The following is a 17,545-nucleotide window of genomic DNA, read 5'->3' as shown; positions in this document are numbered from 1 at the left end:
GGGTGGCTGTAGTCGCTCGGGCCGCCACCGGTGGGCGTGGGCGCCTGGCCGGCCGGCGCGGGGTCGCCCGTGCCGGCCCGGTACGGCTGCGGCGTCCCGTGCTCTCCCGGCCCGCCGGGTGTCTGCGGGCCGGCGGGGCTCTGGGTGTCGTACGGGGACACCGGCGTTACGGGACCGGGAGTGCCCTGGGGTGCGGTGCCATGGTCGGGACCGTGCGCCGGGGCGGCGGTCTGCCGGGGGCGGTCGGCGTCCGCGGCGCGGGCCGGAGGGGCCGGCACCGAACGGGCCAGACCGCGCGCCACCGCCTCGTGGATGGTTCCGGCGAGCTGGTGGGCCTGGGGCAGGTGCTGGTCGGTGAGCAGTTCGGCGAGGCCGCCCGCGTAGCCCTGGCCGACGGCGCGCACCTTCCACGCGCCCTGGCGCCGGTAGAGCTCCAGGGCGACGACCGCGGACTCGCGGTCCAGGCCGGTGACGGTGTAGCTGGCGACTTCGTCGCCGTCGAGGTCCGTGACCGCCACGAAGGGGGCGGCGACGGCCCCGAAGCGGACCGGGCCCTGCCCGGCGGCGGGCAGGGCGAGCAGCACGCTCACGCGGTGCACGGTGTCCGGGAGCGCGTCCAGGTCCACCGCGAGGCGGTGGTCGGCGGCCGCCTGCCTGGAGACCTCCAGGCCCGCCAGGGTGGGGGCGCCCGGGTGGGCCACCCACTCGGCCCCGTGCACTTTGCCCTTCTCGTCGCCGAGCGTGGCCCCGGCCACGATCGGTGTGCCGGCCGAGACCCGGATCTCCAGACGGGTCCGGGGAAGCGGGTGGTTCTGTCCCCGCGTCAGCTCGGCCGTCATCGCCTGTCCCCCTGTGTCACTCGTGCGTCACTCGTGGTGTGCCGTGCGGCGCTCGTCCGTCCCGCTCGCGGGACGGGGTGTTCGGCCGGCCCCTCGCAGGACCGGCATTCCTGCTTCGTCGCTCGTCAGAGGACCGGCAGGATCGCCGGCATCAGGTCCTGGAAGGTGCGGCCGTTGGCCGGGGTACCGATGGCGGTCATCGACCAGCCCTGGCCCGCGCGGTGCACCTTGGCCATGATCTGCGCCGTGTAGGCGCCGCCGCCGGCCAGCGTGTAGCGGGCGAGTTCCTGCCCGTTGGTCTCGTCGACCAGGCGGCAGAACGCGTTCTGCACTTCCTGGAAGGTCTGGCCGGTGAACGAGTTCACGGTGAAGACGATCTGGTCGATGTGGACCGGGATGCGCTGGAGGTCGACGAGGATCGCCTCGTCGTCGCCGCCCTGGCCGACACCGCCGACGAGGTTGTCCCCGGTGTGGCGCACCGAGCCGTCGTCGCTCACGAGGTGGCGGAAGAAGACGACGTCGACCGGCTGCTTGTCCGCGAACAGGACCGCGGAGGCGTCCAGGTCGATCTCCCGGGTGCGGGAGCCGAACAGGCCGCGCCGGGGAGCCGCCTGCCAGCCGAGACCCATGCGCACCGACGTCAGGCTGCCGCCGTCGTTCTTCTGCAGACTGATGGCCTGACCCTTGGTCATGTTGACGGTCACGCGCTGATCCCCTCTCGAGCTGTCCCCTGTTGCCGCGGAGCCCGCGGTTGACCCGAACCCTACGCACGGGCACTGACAGTGCCCCACCCCGGTCCGCACTTTGTGTCGGTCTTGCAACACAGCCCGTGCCCGTCGGAGCCTCAGGCCAGGCCCGCCTCCCTCATCTGACGCAGTTCCTTCTTCATCTCGGAGACCTCGTCGCGCAGCCTGGCCGCGATCTCGAACTGGAGGTCGGCGGCGGCCGCCCGCATGCGGTTGGTCAGTTCCTCGATCTGTTCGGCCAGCTCCGCGGCGGGACGGTCGGTCGGCACCGTCTCCCTGGTCTTGCCCCGGCCCTTGGCCGGTTTCGCAGCCGCCGCCTGGCCGCCGAGGGAGGGCACGGGGGCCTTGGCGCCCTTCCCCTCCTTCACCTGGCGGTAGCCGGAGCCGAGCAGCTGCTCGGTGTCGACGTCCTCGCGGGCGATCTGCGCGACGATGTCGTTGATCTTCTTGCGGAGCGGCTGCGGGTCGATGCCGTTCGCCTTGTTGAACGCGACCTGCTTCTCGCGTCGGCGGTTGGTCTCGTCGATCGCCTTCTCCATCGCCGGCGTGATCTTGTCGGCGTACATGTGGACCTGGCCGGAGACATTGCGCGCCGCGCGGCCGATGGTCTGGATCAGCGAGGTGCCGGAGCGCAGGAAGCCCTCCTTGTCGGCGTCGAGGATCGCCACCAGGGACACCTCGGGCAGGTCGAGGCCCTCCCGCAGCAGGTTGATGCCGACCAGGACGTCGTACTCACCGGCGCGCAGTTCACGCAGCAGTTCGACGCGGCGCAGGGTGTCGACGTCGCTGTGCAGGTAGCGGACCTGGATGCCCAGTTCCAGGAAGTAGTCGGTGAGGTCCTCGGCCATCTTCTTGGTGAGGGTGGTGACCAGGACCCGCTCGTCCTTCTCGGTTCGCTTGCGGATCTCGTGCACCAGGTCGTCGATCTGGCCCTCGGTGGACTTGACGACGACTTCCGGGTCGACGAGGCCGGTGGGGCGGATGATCTGCTCCACGGCACCGTCGGAGCGGGAGAGCTCGTAGGCGCCGGGAGTCGCGGACAGGTAGACGGTCTGCCCGATACGCTCCTGGAACTCCTCCCACTTCAGCGGTCGGTTGTCGAGTGCGGAGGGCAGCCGGAAGCCGTGGTCGACCAGCGTGCGCTTGCGGGAGGCGTCGCCCTCGTACATGGCGCCGATCTGCGGCACGGTGACGTGCGACTCGTCGATGACGAGCAGGAAGTCGTCCGGGAAGTAGTCCAGCAGTGTGTTCGGCGGGGAGCCGGGGAGGCGGCCGTCGAAGTGCATCGAGTAGTTCTCCACCCCGGAGCAGCTGCCGATCTGGCGGAGCATCTCGAGGTCGTACGTCGTGCGCATCCGCAGTCGCTGGGCCTCCAGGAGCTTGCCCTGCTTCTCCAGCTCGGTCAGGCGCTCGGCCAGCTCCTTCTCGATGTCGTTGGCCGCCCGCTCCAGGCGCTCGGGGCCCGCGACGTAGTGGGAGGCGGGGAAGACGTAGAGCTGCTGGTCGTCGCTGATGATCTCGCCGGTGACCGGGTGGAGGGTGGACAGGGCCTCGATCTCGTCACCGAACATCTCGATGCGGACGGCGAGCTCCTCGTAGACCGGGAAGATCTCGATGGTGTCGCCGCGCACGCGGAAGGTGCCGCGGGCGAAGGCCATGTCGTTGCGCGTGTACTGGATGTCGACGAAGCGGCGCAGCAGCTCGTCCCGGTCGTGCTCCTCGCCGACCCGGAGGGGGACCATGCGGTCCACGTACTCCTGGGGGGTGCCGAGGCCGTAGATGCAGGAGACGGAGGCGACCACGACGACGTCCCGGCGGGTGAGCAGCGAGTTGGTCGCGGAGTGCCGCAGCCGCTCCACCTCCTCGTTGATCGAGGAGTCCTTCTCGATGTAGGTGTCCGACTGGGGGACGTAGGCCTCGGGCTGGTAGTAGTCGTAGTACGAGACGAAGTACTCGACGGCGTTGTTCGGCAGCAGTTCGCGGAACTCGTTCGCCAGCTGGGCGGCCAGGGTCTTGTTCGGCGCCATGACCAGGGTGGGCCGCTGGAGCTTCTCGATCATCCACGCGGTGGTGGCGGACTTGCCGGTGCCGGTCGCGCCGAGCAGGACGACGTCCTTCTCGCCTGCTTCGACTCGCCGGGCCAGCTCGGCGATGGCCGCCGGCTGGTCGCCGTTCGGCTGGTAGGGGCTGACGACCTCGAAGGGCGCCACCGTGCGTTCGATCTGGGAAACGGGCCGCATGGGTTCCACCGTACGACCCCCCACTGACAACGGGTCCGGATCAGCGGTTCTGCGGGGCCCGGGAGCGCCGGTGGGCAAGGGGGCGGCGCAGGTGGCGGGCCGGATGGCGGGCCGGACGGTGGAGGGTGCGCGGGATCTCGGAGTGGGCGGGGATGCCGGGCTTCCGCTCGACGGGCGGGGCGGCGGGCTTGCCCATGACCATCAGCGGGTCGAGCAGGACGACGACGCCGGCCAGGACGAGGAAGGCGAGGGGCCCGATCAGCATCGGGGCGAGGAGCTCGGCGGGCGATCCCCCGACGCTGGGCTCGGACGTGCCGCTGACATGGACGTCGAGCGCGGCCATGCCCGTGTAGTGCATGCCGGTGACGGCCAGCCCCATGATCAGGGCGGCGCCCACGCTCCACAGGAAGCCCCGGACCTGTCCGGCCGCCCACAGTGAGGCGGTGGCGGCGGCCATGGCGATGACGACGGACACGGACACGGTGAACGTGTTGTAGGTCAGCTGTCCGTCCAGGTGCATCCCCGCCATACCCAGGTAGTGCATCGAGGCGATCCCCAGGCCTGTGACGGTGCCGCCGGTGAACAGGGCGGTCCCGCGGGCGCCGCGGTAGCCGACGATGAAGATCCCGATCCCCACCATCACGATGGCGACGGCCAGGCTGGCGAAGGTCATCAGCCAGTCGTAGCGGATCGGTGTGTGTTCGATCGTGAACCCCATCATCGCGATGAAGTGCATGGTCCAGATGCCGGAGCCGATCGCCGCCGAGCCCAGGGCGAGCCACCCGGGGCGCCAGGAACGGGTGACCAGCATGGCCCTCGTGGTGCAGCGCAGACCGAGGGCACCGCCGAGGCACGCCATGAGGTAGGCCACCAGTGGTGTGACGAGTCCGTAGTTGAATCCGTCGACCGTGCCTTGCATCTGCGGCTGCCCTTCCGCCTTCTTACGCCCCGGTGGAGTACCGGATTCTCCTGATGTGCACCCTCTCGCGGGCCTGAGCGAACGACCGGGGCCGAGGCAGAGAGTATGACGCCCACCGGAATGGTCGAACGATTCTCCGGCAAAGAATCACGGCCTCGCCCCACTTGTGCCGCCCCGGTGAGCGTAGTTGAGCAACTCCATTCAGCCAGCGGCCATTCTGTACCCCTCTCCCGTTGACTCTCCGGTGTCACAGTGGAGCTGTCCGTGATCGCTCGACGCGAGGAGTACGCATGCACGTGCGCACAGTTGCCGTCACGACCACCGCGCTTCTGGGAGTCGCCCTGACGGCGCCCCTCTCGCACGCCCGGGACACCGGGACCGGCGACGACGGGCCCACGGTCGTCGCGCACCGGGGCGCTTCGGCCTACGCGCCGGAGAACACGCTGGCCGCCGTCGACAAGGCGGCGGAGCTGGGCATCCGCTGGGTGGAGAACGACGTCCAGCGCACCAAGGACGGCGAACTCGTCGTCATGCACGACGACGACCTGCGGCGTACCACCGACGTGGAGGAGGTCTTCCCCGGCCGGTCCCCCTGGAAGGTGAAGGACTTCACCGCCGCGGAGATCGCGCGGCTGGACGCGGGGAGCTGGTTCGGGTCCCGGTACGCGGGCGCGCGCGTGCCGACCCTGAAGCAGTACGTGGACCGTGTGGAGCACAACCACCAGAAGCTGCTGCTGGAGCTGAAGAGCCCCGGCCTGTACCCGGGCATCGAGCAGCAGACCCTCAAGGTGCTCGCCAACGAGGGCTGGCTCGACCGCCGCCATGTGACCGGCCGGCTGGTGGTGCAGAGCTTCAGCGCGGACAGCATCCGGACGGTCCACAAGCTCAAGCCGGCCGTCAAGACGGGCTTCCTCGGCACGCCTCTCGTGTCGGACCTGCCCGAGTACGCCGAGTTCACGGACCAGATCAATCCCTCGCACGGCTCCCTCTCCATGTCCTACGTGGCCTCGGTGCACGCGTTCAAGGGGCCGCACGGCAAGCAGATGGAGGTCTTGACCTGGACGGTGGACACCGCTGCCGCCGCGCGGCGGGTGGCGGGGTACGGCGTCGACGGCATCATCACCAACAAGCCGGACGTGGTGCGGGACGCCGTCGGCGAGGACGTGTACTCGTCCCTGCGCTGACCCCCTTCATGCCCGGGACGGACCGGCCGCGCAGGCCGCCGTCCCGGGCATTGTCAGTGGCCGGCCGTACCGTGGGCGCATGGACAGCCCTGGGCAGTACGAACAGCGCGTCGTGTGGACCGTCGTCGGCACCGACATCGGTCCGCTGATGCTGGCCGCCACCCCCGACGGTCTGGTCAACGTCGTGTTCCACGCCACCGACGCCGTCCGCGACCAGGCGCTCGAACGGCTCGCGGCCCGGCTGGGCACGGAGCCCGTGGAGGCCCCCGGCTCCCCGCTGCTGGCCGAGGCGATACGCCAGGTGGCGTCGTACTTCGCGGGGGCCGGGCAGGACTTCGACCTGCCGCTGGACTGGTCGCTGATCTCGGGCTTCAACCGGGAGGTACTGCGTGAGCTGGCCTCCGGCGTCCCTTACGGCTCGGTCGTCGGGTACGGCGACCTGGCCGGCCGGGTGGGCCAGCCGGGCGCGGCCCAGGCTGTCGGCATGGCCATGGGCGCCAATCCGCTGCCGGTCGTCGTGCCCTGCCACCGCGTGGTGGAGAGCGACGGGGGCATCGGCGGGTTCGGCGGCGGGGTGGAGACCAAGCGGCGGTTGCTCGCGCTGGAGGGCGTGCTGCCCGAGCCCCTGTTCTGAGCGCGGGCCCCGGGATGCCGGTGGCGGGCGGAGCTAGTCGTAGTGCCTGGCCTCGATGATGTTGCCGTCCGGGTCGCCGAAGTAGAAGCTGCGCCGGGCCATGCCGCGGGCGCCGTAGGAGTCGTGGGAGAGCTCCGAGACCGGGACGGACTGCTCCTCAAGGCGGTCGCGCAGCGCGTCGAACTCGTGCGCGGGCAGGGACAGGCAGATGTGGTTGACGGGATGCCCCGCGCTCTCGTCGGCGCCGGGCACGACCCGCATGCCTGCCGCGAGGGAGTGCGGCGCGAGATCGAGGATGGTCTCTTCGTTGAGCCGCACGGAAGGAAAACTCACGGTCCCCGCGGCGTACTCGGTGAGCCGCAAGGGCTCCAGCCCCAGGTTCTTCTCGTAGAACCCTGCCGCGGCGACCGGGTCGTGGACCCAGAGCACCACGTGGTCGAGACGTGCCGTGTTGTCCGTCATGGTCACCAGGCTGGTGCCCTGCGCCGGAACCCGCAAGAGGCCGGTGCGGCCTCTCGGGGGTTTGACCCGGTCCGTCGCCCGCCAGGGATGAGGGAGACCGGAGCCGAGGGAGACCGTCGGACAGGAGGCAGGCGCGTGATGCTGGTGGTGTCGGAAGAGGTACGGGCGGCGATCGACGCGCGTGAGCCCGTGGTGGCCCTGGAGTCCACGATCATCGCGCACGGGCTGCCGCGCCCGCGCAATCTGCTGGTGGCCAGGGAGCTGGAGGACGTGGTCCGTCGGGAGGGCGCCGTCCCGGCGACGATCGCCGTCCTGGACGGGCGGCCTCATGTGGGCCTCGACAAGGAGCAACTGGAGCGGGTCGCCAACGAGGACGGCATCCGCAAGCTGGGCCACCGGGACCTGCCGCTCGCGGTGGCGGCCGCAGCGAGCGGCGCGACCACCGTGTCGGCGACCGCGCTGCTGGCGGCTCTGGCGGGCGTGCGGGTGTTCGCGACCGGTGGGCTGGGCGGTGTGCACCGGGAGTGGACGGTGACGCAGGACGAGTCGGCCGACCTGGGCCTGCTGGCACGCACCCGGATCACCGTGGTGTGCGCGGGGGTGAAGTCCATCCTGGACGTACCGGCGACCCTGCAACGGCTGGAGACGCTCGGCGTCTCGGTGGCGGGCTACGGCACGGACCGCTTCCCCGGCTTCTACCTGTCCGACTCCGGGCACCCGGTGGACTGGACGCTGGACAGCCCGGAGCAGGTGGCGGCCGTCATGCGGGCGCAGGACGCGCTGGACGGGCCGCGGTCCGCGTTCGTGGTCGCCAATCCGGTGCCCGAGGAGGAGCAGCTGGATCCCGCGCTGCACGCACGCGTGCTGGCCGACGCGCTGCGCGCGTGCGAGGCGGAGGGGGTGACCGGGCAGGCGGTCACCCCGTTTCTCCTGGACCACTTGGTGCGCCACACCGACGGCGCCTCGCTGAGCGCCAATCTGGCGGCGGTGCGCGGAAACGTACGGCTGGCGGCCCGCATCGCGACGGCCTGGGCCCGGGCGTGACCGTGTCGCCGGGCGGGGCGTTGCTGGTCGTCGGCGATGTCGTCACCGACGTGGTCGCCCGCCACCGGGGGCCGCTGGCCGCCGGTACGGACACGGCCGCCTCGATCCGTCGACTGCCCGGCGGTGCGGGTGCCAACGTGGCCTGCTGGGCGGCCTGGGCGGGGTACGGGAACGTCCGGCTGCTGGGCCGGGTCGGCGCCGACGCGGCCGGCTGGCACGAGCGGGAGCTGACGGCCTGTGGGGTGCGTCCGCAGCTGGTGGTCGACCCGTCGGCGCCGACGGGGACGGTGATCTGCCTGGTCGACACGGGCGACTCGGCCGAGCGGACCTTCCTCACGGACAGCGGGGCTTCGTTGCGGATCGGGCCGGGCGACTGGTCGGACGCGCTGCTCGACGGCGTCGCCCGGCTGCACCTGTCGGGCTACCTCCTGTTCGCGGAACCGAGCCGCGCTCTGGTGTCGGTCGCCCTGGCCGCGGCCCGCGCGCGCGGGGTGCCGGTCAGCCTGGACCCGGCCTCGGCGGGGTTCCTCGCCGGGCTGGGCGTTGCCCGTTTCCTGGGTCTGGTCGAGGGGGTGGACGTCCTGCTGCCGAGCCGTGACGAGGCATGCCTGCTGACCGGGCTGCCCGATGCCGCGGACGCGGCGGCCAAGCTGAGCCGGCACGTTCCGCTGGTGGTCTCCAAGCAGGGGGCGGAGGGCGCCCTGGTGGCCCGGGCCGGCGCCGTGCGCGCCCGGGTCCCCGCTGCCCCTGCGTCACCGCGGGACAGCACGGGCGCCGGTGACGCCTTCACCGGCGCGTTCCTCGCCGCGCTGCTCGCGGGCGCGACGCCCGAGGAGGCGGCGGCCGCGGGGTGCCGGGCGGGAGCGACGGCGGTCGAACGGGTGGGCGGGAGACCTCCGCGAGCGGTCGAATGATCAGCGGCGGGGACGCGGCAGGCATGAGCCCGTGCCCTCCGACGTGAGCATGCCTGAACCGGACATCCGGGCCGAGGGGCCGACGGGATGGCCGGGGTGACGGGCCGACAGGTGACCGGGGAGACGGGCCGATGGAGTGACGGGCCGACAGGTGACCCCGGTGACGGGCCGACGGAGTGACGGGACGGCCAGGGCCGATGAGGAGGGCGACGAGGCCACCGGCGGGTGCTCCTTACGCCTTGCGCCCCCACGCCGAGATCATCGGAGCCGTCGCCAGGTCCATGCCGCCGGACGCGACGTTGGCGAGATGCCGGTCGATGTCGTCGTGCGTGGCCACTCCCTCGCCGACCAACTCGTCGCGGATCTGACGGACGGTCGCCGACTCCAGGGCGGCGCACGCGGGCGAGGTGACCGGGAAGTAGGCGTCGGCCTCCACGCGGCGCAGTCCGGCCTCCCGGAGCAGGCGCGGCAGCCGGCGGCCGTAGGAGAGGTCGGCTCCGCGGCGGGACAGCAGCTGGCGGAAGCCCTGCCGGAGGCGGTTCGCCAGTTGCTGCTCGGGGCCGTGCTCGTCGGGGCAGAGCAGGGGCTGCAGGGCGGGATCGGCGTCCTCGACCAGGAGGCGGCCACCGGGACGCAGGGCCTTGACCATCGACCGCAACGCCCGCTCCCGGTCCGGGACGTGGACGAGCACCAGCCTCGCGTGCACCAGGTCGAACCCCTCCCCCGGCGGCTCCTGCGCGCCCACGTCGTGCACGCGCACCTCGACCGGCGGGCGCCCGGCCGGAGCGACCCGCGAGGTGTCGATGTCCGTCGCGAGGATCCTGCCGGTCGGCCCGACCTTCTTGGCCAGCCACGTCACCACGGAGGTTCCGCCGGCCCCGACCTCCCAGCAGCGCCAGCCGGGTCCGACGCCGAGCGTCTCGAGGTGCCGGAACGTGGTGGGGTCGAAGAGCTTGGCGAAGGCGTCGAAACGCTTCGCAGCCTCGGCCTGCCGGTTGTCGAGGAGGTATCCGTCGGTTCGCGTCATGCTGCGATCATCCCAGTTGTCCGGCTTGCCGGAAGGGGGCGACGCTCCGGCGCGAGGGCGCCGCACGCCTCGCCGCCCCCTACCCCGGACGGCCGGTCGGGGAGGCTCCGGCGGTGTGCGGCCGGCGGTTCGTCCACAGCCGGGAAGGAAGCGGAATGCTCCGTTTCCACAGGCCCGGACGGCGTTCCCGCTCGACTGGCAAACTGGCCTGCCAAGGCGCGGGAAGCACGGCGCGAGGGGACCCACGCGAGGAGATTCGGATGACCATGGCAGGGAATCTGCGCAAGGTCACCGGCCTGGGAAAGGCCGGCGGCCTGCGCAAGGTGGCACAGCTGGGCCGCCGTCGACGGCGGGTGGACCTGAGCCACCCGGTCCGCTCCCCGCTGGGTTCCTCGGTGGTGAACTGCGTGACCTACCTGGACGGTGTCCGCACCCCCGAGGGCGGCGATCCGGTCGACGTGGTGGCCAGGATGCGCAAGCGCGCCGCGGGCTTCGTCTGGCTCGGCCTGCACGAGCCGACGGACCAGGAGTTCGCCGGCGTCGCGGAGCTGTTCGATCTGCACCCGCTGGCGGTGGAGGACGCGATCGAGGCCCACCAGCGGCCGAAGGTGGAGCGGTACGGCGAGACGCTCTTCGCCGTGTTCAAGACCGTCTGCTACCTGGAGCACGAGGAGCTGACGGCCACCAGCGAGGTGGTGAGCACCGGCGAGATCATGGTGTTCGTCGGCCAGGACTTCGTGATCACCGTGCGCCACGGGCGGCACGGCTCCCTGGGCCCGCTGCGAGAGGAGCTGGAGTCCGATCCCGCGCAGCTCGCCAAGGGGCCGTCGGCGGTGCTGCACGCGATCGCGGACCACGTGGTGGACGACTTCCTGACCGTCGTCGACTCGGTCCAGGCGGACGTCGACCATGTGGAGACGGAGGTCTTCGCGGAGAACGGCGCGCGGATCGACCCGGGACGGATCTACCAGCTCAAGCGTGAACTGCTCGAACTGAGGCGGGCCGTGGTACCGCTCAGCCGGCCACTGGAGGAGCTGGCCACCCGGCCGTTCCGGGTGGTCGACCCGGAGATACAGGCGTACTTCCGTGACGTCTCCGACCACCTGCTGCGGGCCGTCGAGCAGATCGCCGCGTTCGACGAGCTGCTCAACTCCATCCTCCAGGCACACCTCGCCCGCGTGACGGTCGCGCAGAACGAGGACATGCGGAAGATCACCGCCTGGGCCGCGATCGTCGCCGTCCCCACGATGGTCTGCGGGGTGTACGGCATGAACTTCGACCACATGCCCGAGCTGCGCTGGCGGTACGGCTACGGCCTGGTCATCGGGGTGATAGCCGTCGCCTGCCTGGCGCTGCACCGCGGCTTCCGGCGCAACGGCTGGCTCTGAGGGAGGAGCGAGCGGTTCGGGCACCGCGCCGATCAGGCCGAGAAGCTCACGATCTTCCGTGGCACGACACGGATGATCACACGGGTCTCCTCGTCCTTCTCCGCCGGCGGGTCTATGCCGAGGTATTTGTGCGAGAGGTCGCGCGGAAGTCTCTTCCCCTCGTCGGGGACGATCTCGGCGGTGCCGCGGATCTCCACCGAGGTGTACGGGTTGGCCAGGTCGTAGACCGACAGGCTGATGCGCGGATCCCGGCGGAGGTTGCGCACCTTCTGGCGTCCGTCCACGGAGGAGAAGAGCACCGTGTCGCCCTCGCGCTTGATCCAGACCACGGAGTTCTGCGGGGCGCCGTCGGGACCGAGCGTGGCGACCGAGGCGAAGTTCTTGCCGTCCAGCAGGGCGCGGACCGGTTCGTCGAAGGAGGCGGCGGAGTTGCGGGCATCGGTGGTCACGGCGGCATCGCCGGAGTGAGTGGTCATGCCCGCAGCCTAGTTACATGCATGCGCATATAAAAGCGCTTTGGTGAAACCGACGCGAGGAACCTGTCAGCCGCTCCACGCGGGGTGCCGTGGATCGTCGGCCCGCACCACGACGTCGGCGGTACCGGCGGGGTCGGTCTCCTCGTCGTAGCGCTCGAAGGCGGGCAGGGTCCACCGCTCGGCCTCCGCGGTCCGGCGGCGCAGCGCTCCGGGGGTGAGGACGAGATGGACGCTCAGATCGAGGGGGAACCAGTGACGCAGCAGGAACGGGCCGTGCAGCAGCAGCACACCTCCGGGAGGGAGTTGGACGTGGGGACTGCGGGTGGCGCGGTCGGTGACCGGGTCCCACAGGTCGGGCAGGGCCCGCCCGTTCCCCTCGGGCCCGAGGGGGTCGAAGACCTCGCGCCACAGGGCGCCGATGTCGTACCAGCCGTTGTAGTAGGACTCGGTGTCCCGGTGCCCGTACTCCAGGCGCAGCGACGCGGGGCGCAGGAAGCCCTCCGTCCCGACGACGAGGGAGGGTCGGCCGCGGACGCGCAGCGCCTCGGAGACGCGTTCGGCGAGGTCGCCGGGGCGGGCTGCCGGGGCGCCGTCGAGGGCGACGCGGGTCCAGGCGCTGCCGTCCGCGGGTTCGAGGTCGAGGAGGCGCTCGGCGAGCTGGTCGCCGAGCCGGTCCCAGGTGATCGCTTCCAGTCGCACCCGCCCATGATGCGTCACTCGCCGGTGCGCCGGCTTGGACGCTCGCGCATGGGCGGGCGCGGGTCGGCCATGGTCACCGTGCTCGCGCGGCGGTTGACTTGGGGTGACCGACGGCGGACGGCGCCGGTCGGGCGACCGGTCGACGGGTGGGAGTTGACGCGACATGATCGACGGACCGTATTTCGTGCTGACGGTGCTGGGTGTGCTCGGGGCCGGTCTGACGGCCGGGGTGTTCTGCGCCTTCTCGACCTTCGTCATGCGGGGGCTGGACGCGCTGCCGCCGGCTCAGGGGGTCTCCGCGATGAACTCGATCAACAAGGCGGCGGTGCGGCCGCCGTTCATGGCGGTGTTCCTCGGGACGGCGGTGCTGGCCGCGGTGATCGCCGTGGTGACGTTCGCGCTGTGGCCGGAGGAGGCCGCGGTGGAGCTACTGCTGGGCAGCGCGCTGTATCTGATCGGGTCGTTCGGGGTGACCGTGGCCGCCAATGTGCCGCGCAACACCGCCCTGCTCGCAGTGGAGCCGGGCTCCGCGCAGGCGGCCGACCGGTGGACCGCGTACGTGCGCGAGTGGACGGCGTGGAACCACGTCCGGACGATCGCCTCGGCCGCGGCGGCGGTGGCCTATGTGCTCGCCCTTCGCTGAGGGAGCGGGCGCCGCCCTCCCGCTCGGAGCGCGGGAAGGGCGAGCGGCGCTCTGCCTCCGGGGCGGGCCGGACGTATCGTGGGGCGCAAGAGCGCCGCCCCGAACGCAGAGCGCCGCACGGCCAGCCACCCCGCACGCAAGGGAGAGGGCCATGGCCGATCCGAAGGGTTTCCTGACGACCCCCCGCGAGGAGTGGCCCCGCAGGCCGGCCGAGGAGCGGGTGCAGGACTGGGACGAGGTGTACGTCCCGGGCGCGCTGCTGCCGATCGTCGGCGCGCAGGCCGACCGCTGCATGGACTGCGGCGTCCCCTTCTGCCACGAGGCCTGCCCGCTGGGCAACCTGATCCCGGACTGGAACGATCTGGTGGCCCGGTCGGACTGGCGGGCGGCGAGCGAGCGGCTGCACGCCACGAACAACTTCCCCGAGTTCACCGGCCGGTTGTGCCCCGCGCCGTGCGAGGCGGGCTGCGTCCTCGCCATCAACCAGCCGGCCGTGACCATCAAGAACGTCGAGTGCGCGATCGCCGACCGCGCCTGGGAGGAGGGCTTCACCCCGCCACGGCCGCCGGACCGGCTCTCCGGGAAGACGGTGGCGGTGATCGGCTCCGGGCCCGCCGGTCTGGCGGCGGCGCAGCAACTGACCCGGGCCGGGCACACGGTGGCGGTGTTCGAGCGGGACGACCGGATCGGGGGGCTGATGCGGTACGGCATCCCCGCGTTCAAGATGGAGAAGCGGCATCTGGAGCGGCGTATCGAGCAGATGCGGGCGGAGGGGACGAAGTTCCGGACGTCGACCGCGGTCGGCCGGGACGTGGGCGCGGCGGAGCTGCGGAGCCGTTACGACGCCGTGGTGGTCGCCACCGGGGCGACCGCCTGGCGCGAGCTGCCCGTGCCCGGGCGGGAGCTGACGGGGATCCACCAGGCGATGGAGTACCTGCCGCTGGCCAACCGGGTGTGCGAGGGGGACCTGGAGCGCTCCCCGCTGTCCGCAGCGGGGAAGCACGTCGTCATCGTCGGCGGCGGCGACACCGGCGCGGACTGTCTGGGCACGGCGGTACGGGACCGGGCGGCGTCCGTGACCCAGCTGGACATCTACGCGCAGCCGGGTGCGGAACGGGACGAGGAGGCGGAGCCGTGGCCGGTCTATCCGCGGCTCTACCGGCTGTCGGCTGCGCACGAGGAGGCACGCGACCTGCGGTCCGCGCCGGCGGCGGACGCGGACGCGCGGCTGTTCGCGGCGTCCACGCTCCGCTTCACCGGGGACGACGCGGGGCACGTGCGGTCGCTGCACCTGGTCGGGGTGGACGCGGGGCGCCGTCCGCTGCCCGGTACCGAGCGCACGCTCCCCGCCGACCTCGTCCTGCTCGCCCTCGGCTTCTCGGGGCCCGACCGGGAGGACGGGCTGGTCGACGGGCTGGGGCTGACGTTGGAGTCCGGGGGCACGATCGCCCGGGACCAGGAATTCGCCACCGGTGTTCCGGGGGTGTTCGCCGCGGGGGACGCGGCGCGCGGGCAGTCGCTCGTCGTGTGGGCGATCGCGGAGGGACGGGCGGTGGCGGCGGCCGTCGACCGCCACCTGTCCGGCGGCCGCACTCGGCTCCCCGCCCCCGTGGGGCCCCACGACCGGCCGATGAGGGTCTGAGCGGCCCGCCGGTGACGGGCCGCTAGAGGCAATCAGGTCGGGTCAGATCAGTGCCAGCAAGCTTAAGAACAACAAGATCAAGACACACGTCTCAGGACAGCAGGAAGTCCGCCTCTCCCGCCTTCGCTCCCTCGATGAAGGCCGTCATCTCCGCGGAGGTGTAGATCAGCGCCGGTCCCTCCGGGTCGGTGGACTGCCGGAGCGCGATCCGGCCGTCGGCGAGCTTCATGGCCTCCAGGCAGTTGCCTCCGTTGCCGCCGCTCCACGGCTTGTGCCAGCCCTCGCTGCCCAGCTCGCCGGCGGGCATGCCGTTGTAGATCCGCTCGCCGCGGGTCCGTGGCGGGCGCTGGGGTTTGATGCGGTTCATTCACAGCTCCTTGCGGAGATCCCGGAGGATCTCCTTCGTGCGATGTGCCGTGGCGGCCTGCGCCGCCATGCGGTCCATGACCTCGAGATGGGTCGCCACCTCGGCGCGCGCGTCCAGATAGACGGCGCCGGTCAGGTACTCGCTGTAGACCATGTCCGGCAGTTCCGGCATGGCGAATCGGAACAGCACGAAGGGCCCGTAGGTGCCGGGGTGCGGCCCGTTGGAGAACGGGGCGACCTGCAGCGTCACGTTGGGCAGCTTCGTGGCCTCGAGCAGCCTGTCGATCTGGGCACGCATCACCTCCGGGCCCCCGACGGGGCGGCGCAGCGCGGTCTCGTCCATCACGACCCACAGCCGGGGCGCGTCCTTGCGGGTGAGCAGTTCCTGGCGTTGCATGCGCAGGTCGACGTGGCGCTCGATGTCGTCGGGCCTGGTCTGCCCGACGGCCCCGGAGCGCAGCACGCCACGCGCGTAGTCCTCCGTCTGCAGCACTCCCGGGACGAAGTGCGGCTCGTAGGAGCGGATCAGGGCGGCGGCGCCCTCCAGGCTGACGTACAGCGAGAACCAGCCGGGCAGGATGTCGTGGAAGCGCTGCCACCACCCCGGCTTGTTGGCGTCCTCGGCCAGCCCCACGAAGGCTTCGGCCTCCTCGTCCCCGACGCCGTACGCCTTCAGCAGGAGCTGGAGGTACGGGATCTTGAGCGCGACCTCGGCCATCTCCATCCGGCGGACGGTGGCGGGGGCGACGCGCAGGATGCGGGCGGCTTCCTCACGCTTGAGGCCCGCGCGTTCCCGCAGGTCCAGCAGGCGCCGGCCGAGTACCACCTGGCCGACCGTCGGCGCGGACCGCGGCTCACTCACCGCCCACCTCCTGAAGAGTCCCGAAGAGTCCTTGCGTCCCTGTGCCCGGCGCCGGTGCCTTGGCGCCCGTGCCTGGTGCGGACAGCCCGGCGGCGCCATCCGAAGACCTGTTCGAAAACCTCTGCAGGCTTTCGACGGACTGAAGTGGCGCCGCTCGACGTGCTGTTGCGAGCAGTGTGCCACGGCCGTCCAGAACGTCACACAGCACTCTGCATTTTTCAGAGTGACACTTGCCAAGTGTTCACGGCGGGGCGATAGTGGCAAGCGTGATTCCGTCCGCGCCCTTAGGAACAGACGCCACCGCGGGCTCCCTGGGCCTCGGTGCCGCCATGGGAGCCGGCCCTTCGGGGACCGCAGCCGCCGAGCGCCGGTTCCGTTTCGAACTGGCCGCACATCCGAGTTCCCCCGCGCAGGCGAGACGCCTGACCCGGGCTCGGCTGAACGGCTGGTCGGTGTGCGAGGACACCTGCGACACCGCGGCCCTGGTCGTCTCCGAGCTGGTGACCAACGCGATCGTGCACACCGCGAGCAGACACATAGTCTGCGAGCTGCACGACGGGGACGAACTGGTCCGCATAGCCGTGCGCGACGAGGGCTGCGCCCCCGGCCAGCCCCACCCCGCGGACGATCAGCAGCCCGAGGACGAACACGGCAGAGGACTGCTCCTCGTCGACGCCCTGTGCGACGCGTGGGGCGCCCACGAGCACGGCCCCGGCCTCCTGGTCTGGGCGGAGCTGCCGCGCAAGGCCGACACCCCGCGCGACCCGTCGGAGCCCCACAACGACCTCGGCTGGGGCGCCCGCCCGAAGCCCGGCCCCGCCGACGACACGGGCGACGAGGGCGAGGCGGAGGGCCACCGCCGGCCGCCCCGCGCTCCAGGGACCGAATGGCGCGGGACGGGGACCGAATGGCTGTGAGGGCCGCATCCGGCATCCGACCGCTCGGTCTGGACACGATGGTCCGCCTCCAGCGCGAACGACGCGCCTGCGGGACACCCCTGCGACTTCCCGTGCCGGACGGCATGACGGTCCCGCTGGGCTGCGACGCCGTGGCGGTACCCGCCTACCTCGCCCAACAGGTGCTGCCGAGGCTGCCGCGCGTCGGGTGCATCTACGCCGATGAGACGCACTGGTGGTGGATCGTTCCGTCCGACTCCGACTACGCCCTGGAGTGGCCCGCGCCCGCGCGCTACGTCACCGGAGCGGTCGTCCCCGACGCCTCGGGCGTTCCCGGCCTCATCCACCGCCCGGACGGCACGGTTCCGTACACCCCGCCCATCCCGCTCTACCTGGCGCTGTGCAGGCTGACGAAGACGACGCCCACCTGGTCCCGGCCGGTGAGCGCGTAGGCGTCGCCGCGCCCCGCCACTCTTCCGCGAGCCCGCGTCCGCCCCTGCGCCGCCACGCACTCCCTCCCCCGCGGCGCAGGGGCGGACGCGGGCTCGCGGAAGAGTGGCGGGG

The 17,545-nt window shown here is 71.9% G+C and carries 19 protein-coding genes; 9 read left to right on the top strand and 10 right to left on the bottom strand.

Annotated elements, in window-relative coordinates:
* From DMH12_RS28015 to DMH12_RS28000, 4 genes are all read right to left on the bottom strand, one after another.
* A partial coding sequence (locus DMH12_RS28015; protein ID WP_185832591.1) for a TerD family protein occupies positions 1–839 on the bottom strand: 839 nt, incomplete at its 3' end.
* A gap of 125 nt (positions 840–964) precedes the next feature.
* Positions 965–1,543: a TerD family protein gene (locus tag DMH12_RS28010; protein ID WP_122615064.1), complete on the bottom strand. Its 579-nt coding sequence runs from the start codon at positions 1,541–1,543 to the stop codon at positions 965–967.
* 140 nt (positions 1,544–1,683) lie between these two features.
* Complete coding sequence (gene uvrB / locus DMH12_RS28005; RefSeq protein ID WP_125494237.1) at positions 1,684–3,825, bottom strand: excinuclease ABC subunit UvrB; 2,142 nt, start codon at positions 3,823–3,825, stop codon at positions 1,684–1,686.
* Positions 3,826–3,865: 40 nt separating this feature from the next.
* A complete protein-coding gene (locus DMH12_RS28000; RefSeq protein WP_125494236.1) occupies positions 3,866–4,744 on the bottom strand; it encodes an MHYT domain-containing protein in 879 nt (292 codons plus the stop codon).
* Between the two features lie 290 nt (positions 4,745–5,034).
* Between DMH12_RS28000 and DMH12_RS27995 the strand changes: the two genes are divergently transcribed.
* Positions 5,035–5,928, top strand: a complete 894-nt coding sequence (locus DMH12_RS27995) for a glycerophosphodiester phosphodiesterase family protein (protein ID WP_125494235.1) — start codon at positions 5,035–5,037, stop codon at positions 5,926–5,928.
* Between the two features lie 79 nt (positions 5,929–6,007).
* Positions 6,008–6,562 carry a methylated-DNA--[protein]-cysteine S-methyltransferase gene (locus tag DMH12_RS27990; RefSeq protein ID WP_125494234.1) on the top strand — a complete coding sequence of 185 codons (555 nt, stop codon included), beginning with the start codon at positions 6,008–6,010 and terminating at the stop codon, positions 6,560–6,562.
* A 33-nt stretch (positions 6,563–6,595) separates the two neighbouring features.
* Here DMH12_RS27990 and DMH12_RS27985 read toward each other — a convergent pair whose 3' ends face one another.
* The gene (locus tag DMH12_RS27985; RefSeq protein WP_125494233.1) at positions 6,596–7,024 is read right to left on the bottom strand and encodes a VOC family protein; all 429 of its coding nucleotides are present in this window, start codon (positions 7,022–7,024) and stop codon (positions 6,596–6,598) included.
* A 135-nt stretch (positions 7,025–7,159) separates the two neighbouring features.
* Between DMH12_RS27985 and DMH12_RS27980 the strand changes: the two genes are divergently transcribed.
* Complete coding sequence (locus DMH12_RS27980) at positions 7,160–8,068, top strand: pseudouridine-5'-phosphate glycosidase (RefSeq protein ID WP_185832590.1); 909 nt, start codon at positions 7,160–7,162, stop codon at positions 8,066–8,068.
* Complete coding sequence (locus tag DMH12_RS27975) at positions 8,065–8,982, top strand: carbohydrate kinase family protein (RefSeq protein ID WP_125494232.1); 918 nt, start codon at positions 8,065–8,067, stop codon at positions 8,980–8,982. Before DMH12_RS27980 ends, DMH12_RS27975 begins: the two co-directional genes overlap by 4 nt.
* Before the next feature lie 232 nt (positions 8,983–9,214).
* On the opposite strand, the gene DMH12_RS27970 is transcribed toward DMH12_RS27975, so the two are convergent.
* Positions 9,215–10,009 (bottom strand): methyltransferase, encoded by a 795-nt coding sequence (locus tag DMH12_RS27970; protein ID WP_125494231.1) that lies wholly within the window; start codon positions 10,007–10,009, stop codon positions 9,215–9,217.
* A 260-nt stretch (positions 10,010–10,269) separates the two neighbouring features.
* On the opposite strand from DMH12_RS27970, the gene DMH12_RS27965 reads away from it, so the two are divergent.
* Positions 10,270–11,397, top strand: a complete 1,128-nt coding sequence (locus DMH12_RS27965) for a magnesium and cobalt transport protein CorA (protein WP_125494230.1) — start codon at positions 10,270–10,272, stop codon at positions 11,395–11,397.
* A gap of 32 nt (positions 11,398–11,429) precedes the next feature.
* Here DMH12_RS27965 and DMH12_RS27960 read toward each other — a convergent pair whose 3' ends face one another.
* Positions 11,430–11,873 (bottom strand): PPOX class F420-dependent oxidoreductase, encoded by a 444-nt coding sequence (locus DMH12_RS27960; RefSeq protein WP_125494229.1) that lies wholly within the window; start codon positions 11,871–11,873, stop codon positions 11,430–11,432.
* Between the two features lie 66 nt (positions 11,874–11,939).
* A complete protein-coding gene (locus DMH12_RS27955) occupies positions 11,940–12,572 on the bottom strand; it encodes a uridine kinase (RefSeq protein WP_125494228.1) in 633 nt (210 codons plus the stop codon).
* Positions 12,573–12,735: 163 nt separating this feature from the next.
* Here DMH12_RS27955 and DMH12_RS27950 point away from each other — a divergent pair, with 163 nt between their 5' ends.
* Positions 12,736–13,215 (top strand): DUF1772 domain-containing protein, encoded by a 480-nt coding sequence (locus DMH12_RS27950; protein ID WP_125494227.1) that lies wholly within the window; start codon positions 12,736–12,738, stop codon positions 13,213–13,215.
* Between the two features lie 151 nt (positions 13,216–13,366).
* Positions 13,367–14,857, top strand: coding sequence for a glutamate synthase subunit beta (locus tag DMH12_RS27945; protein ID WP_125494226.1), 1,491 nt, complete (start codon positions 13,367–13,369; stop codon positions 14,855–14,857).
* 91 nt (positions 14,858–14,948) lie between these two features.
* Here DMH12_RS27945 and DMH12_RS27940 read toward each other — a convergent pair whose 3' ends face one another.
* Both DMH12_RS27940 and DMH12_RS27935 read right to left on the bottom strand, forming a co-directional pair.
* Positions 14,949–15,224 carry a DUF397 domain-containing protein gene (locus DMH12_RS27940; RefSeq protein WP_125494225.1) on the bottom strand — a complete coding sequence of 92 codons (276 nt, stop codon included), beginning with the start codon at positions 15,222–15,224 and terminating at the stop codon, positions 14,949–14,951.
* The gene (locus DMH12_RS27935; protein WP_125494224.1) at positions 15,225–16,085 is read right to left on the bottom strand and encodes a helix-turn-helix transcriptional regulator; all 861 of its coding nucleotides are present in this window, start codon (positions 16,083–16,085) and stop codon (positions 15,225–15,227) included.
* A gap of 257 nt (positions 16,086–16,342) precedes the next feature.
* Here DMH12_RS27935 and DMH12_RS27930 point away from each other — a divergent pair, with 257 nt between their 5' ends.
* Positions 16,343–17,002, top strand: coding sequence for an ATP-binding protein (locus DMH12_RS27930; RefSeq protein WP_125494223.1), 660 nt, complete (start codon positions 16,343–16,345; stop codon positions 17,000–17,002).
* Positions 16,993–17,433 carry a hypothetical protein gene (locus DMH12_RS27925; RefSeq protein ID WP_185832589.1) on the top strand — a complete coding sequence of 147 codons (441 nt, stop codon included), beginning with the start codon at positions 16,993–16,995 and terminating at the stop codon, positions 17,431–17,433. The genes DMH12_RS27930 and DMH12_RS27925 overlap by 10 nt, the downstream gene beginning before the upstream one ends.
* Positions 17,434–17,545: the final 112 nt, after the last annotated feature.

This window comes from Streptomyces sp. WAC 04229, assembly GCF_003947455.1.
Taxonomy (GTDB): domain Bacteria; phylum Actinomycetota; class Actinomycetes; order Streptomycetales; family Streptomycetaceae; genus Streptomyces.
This window is presented reverse-complemented; position numbering and strand designations above follow the sequence as displayed.

Coding starts and splice junctions, on each gene's coding strand:
- DMH12_RS28000 (WP_125494236.1), bottom strand. CDS start 4,744: ATGCAAGGCACGGTCGACGGATTCAACTACGGACTCGTCACACCACTG.
- DMH12_RS27965 (WP_125494230.1), top strand. CDS start 10,270: ATGACCATGGCAGGGAATCTGCGCAAGGTCACCGGCCTGGGAAAGGCC.
- DMH12_RS27945 (WP_125494226.1), top strand. CDS start 13,367: ATGGCCGATCCGAAGGGTTTCCTGACGACCCCCCGCGAGGAGTGGCCC.
- DMH12_RS27970 (WP_125494231.1), bottom strand. CDS start 10,009: ATGACGCGAACCGACGGATACCTCCTCGACAACCGGCAGGCCGAGGCT.
- DMH12_RS27950 (WP_125494227.1), top strand. CDS start 12,736: ATGATCGACGGACCGTATTTCGTGCTGACGGTGCTGGGTGTGCTCGGG.
- DMH12_RS27990 (WP_125494234.1), top strand. CDS start 6,008: ATGGACAGCCCTGGGCAGTACGAACAGCGCGTCGTGTGGACCGTCGTC.
- uvrB (WP_125494237.1), bottom strand. CDS start 3,825: ATGCGGCCCGTTTCCCAGATCGAACGCACGGTGGCGCCCTTCGAGGTC.
- DMH12_RS27995 (WP_125494235.1), top strand. CDS start 5,035: ATGCACGTGCGCACAGTTGCCGTCACGACCACCGCGCTTCTGGGAGTC.
- DMH12_RS27985 (WP_125494233.1), bottom strand. CDS start 7,024: ATGACGGACAACACGGCACGTCTCGACCACGTGGTGCTCTGGGTCCAC.
- DMH12_RS27960 (WP_125494229.1), bottom strand. CDS start 11,873: ATGACCACTCACTCCGGCGATGCCGCCGTGACCACCGATGCCCGCAAC.
- DMH12_RS27925 (WP_185832589.1), top strand. CDS start 16,993: ATGGCTGTGAGGGCCGCATCCGGCATCCGACCGCTCGGTCTGGACACG.
- DMH12_RS27940 (WP_125494225.1), bottom strand. CDS start 15,224: ATGAACCGCATCAAACCCCAGCGCCCGCCACGGACCCGCGGCGAGCGG.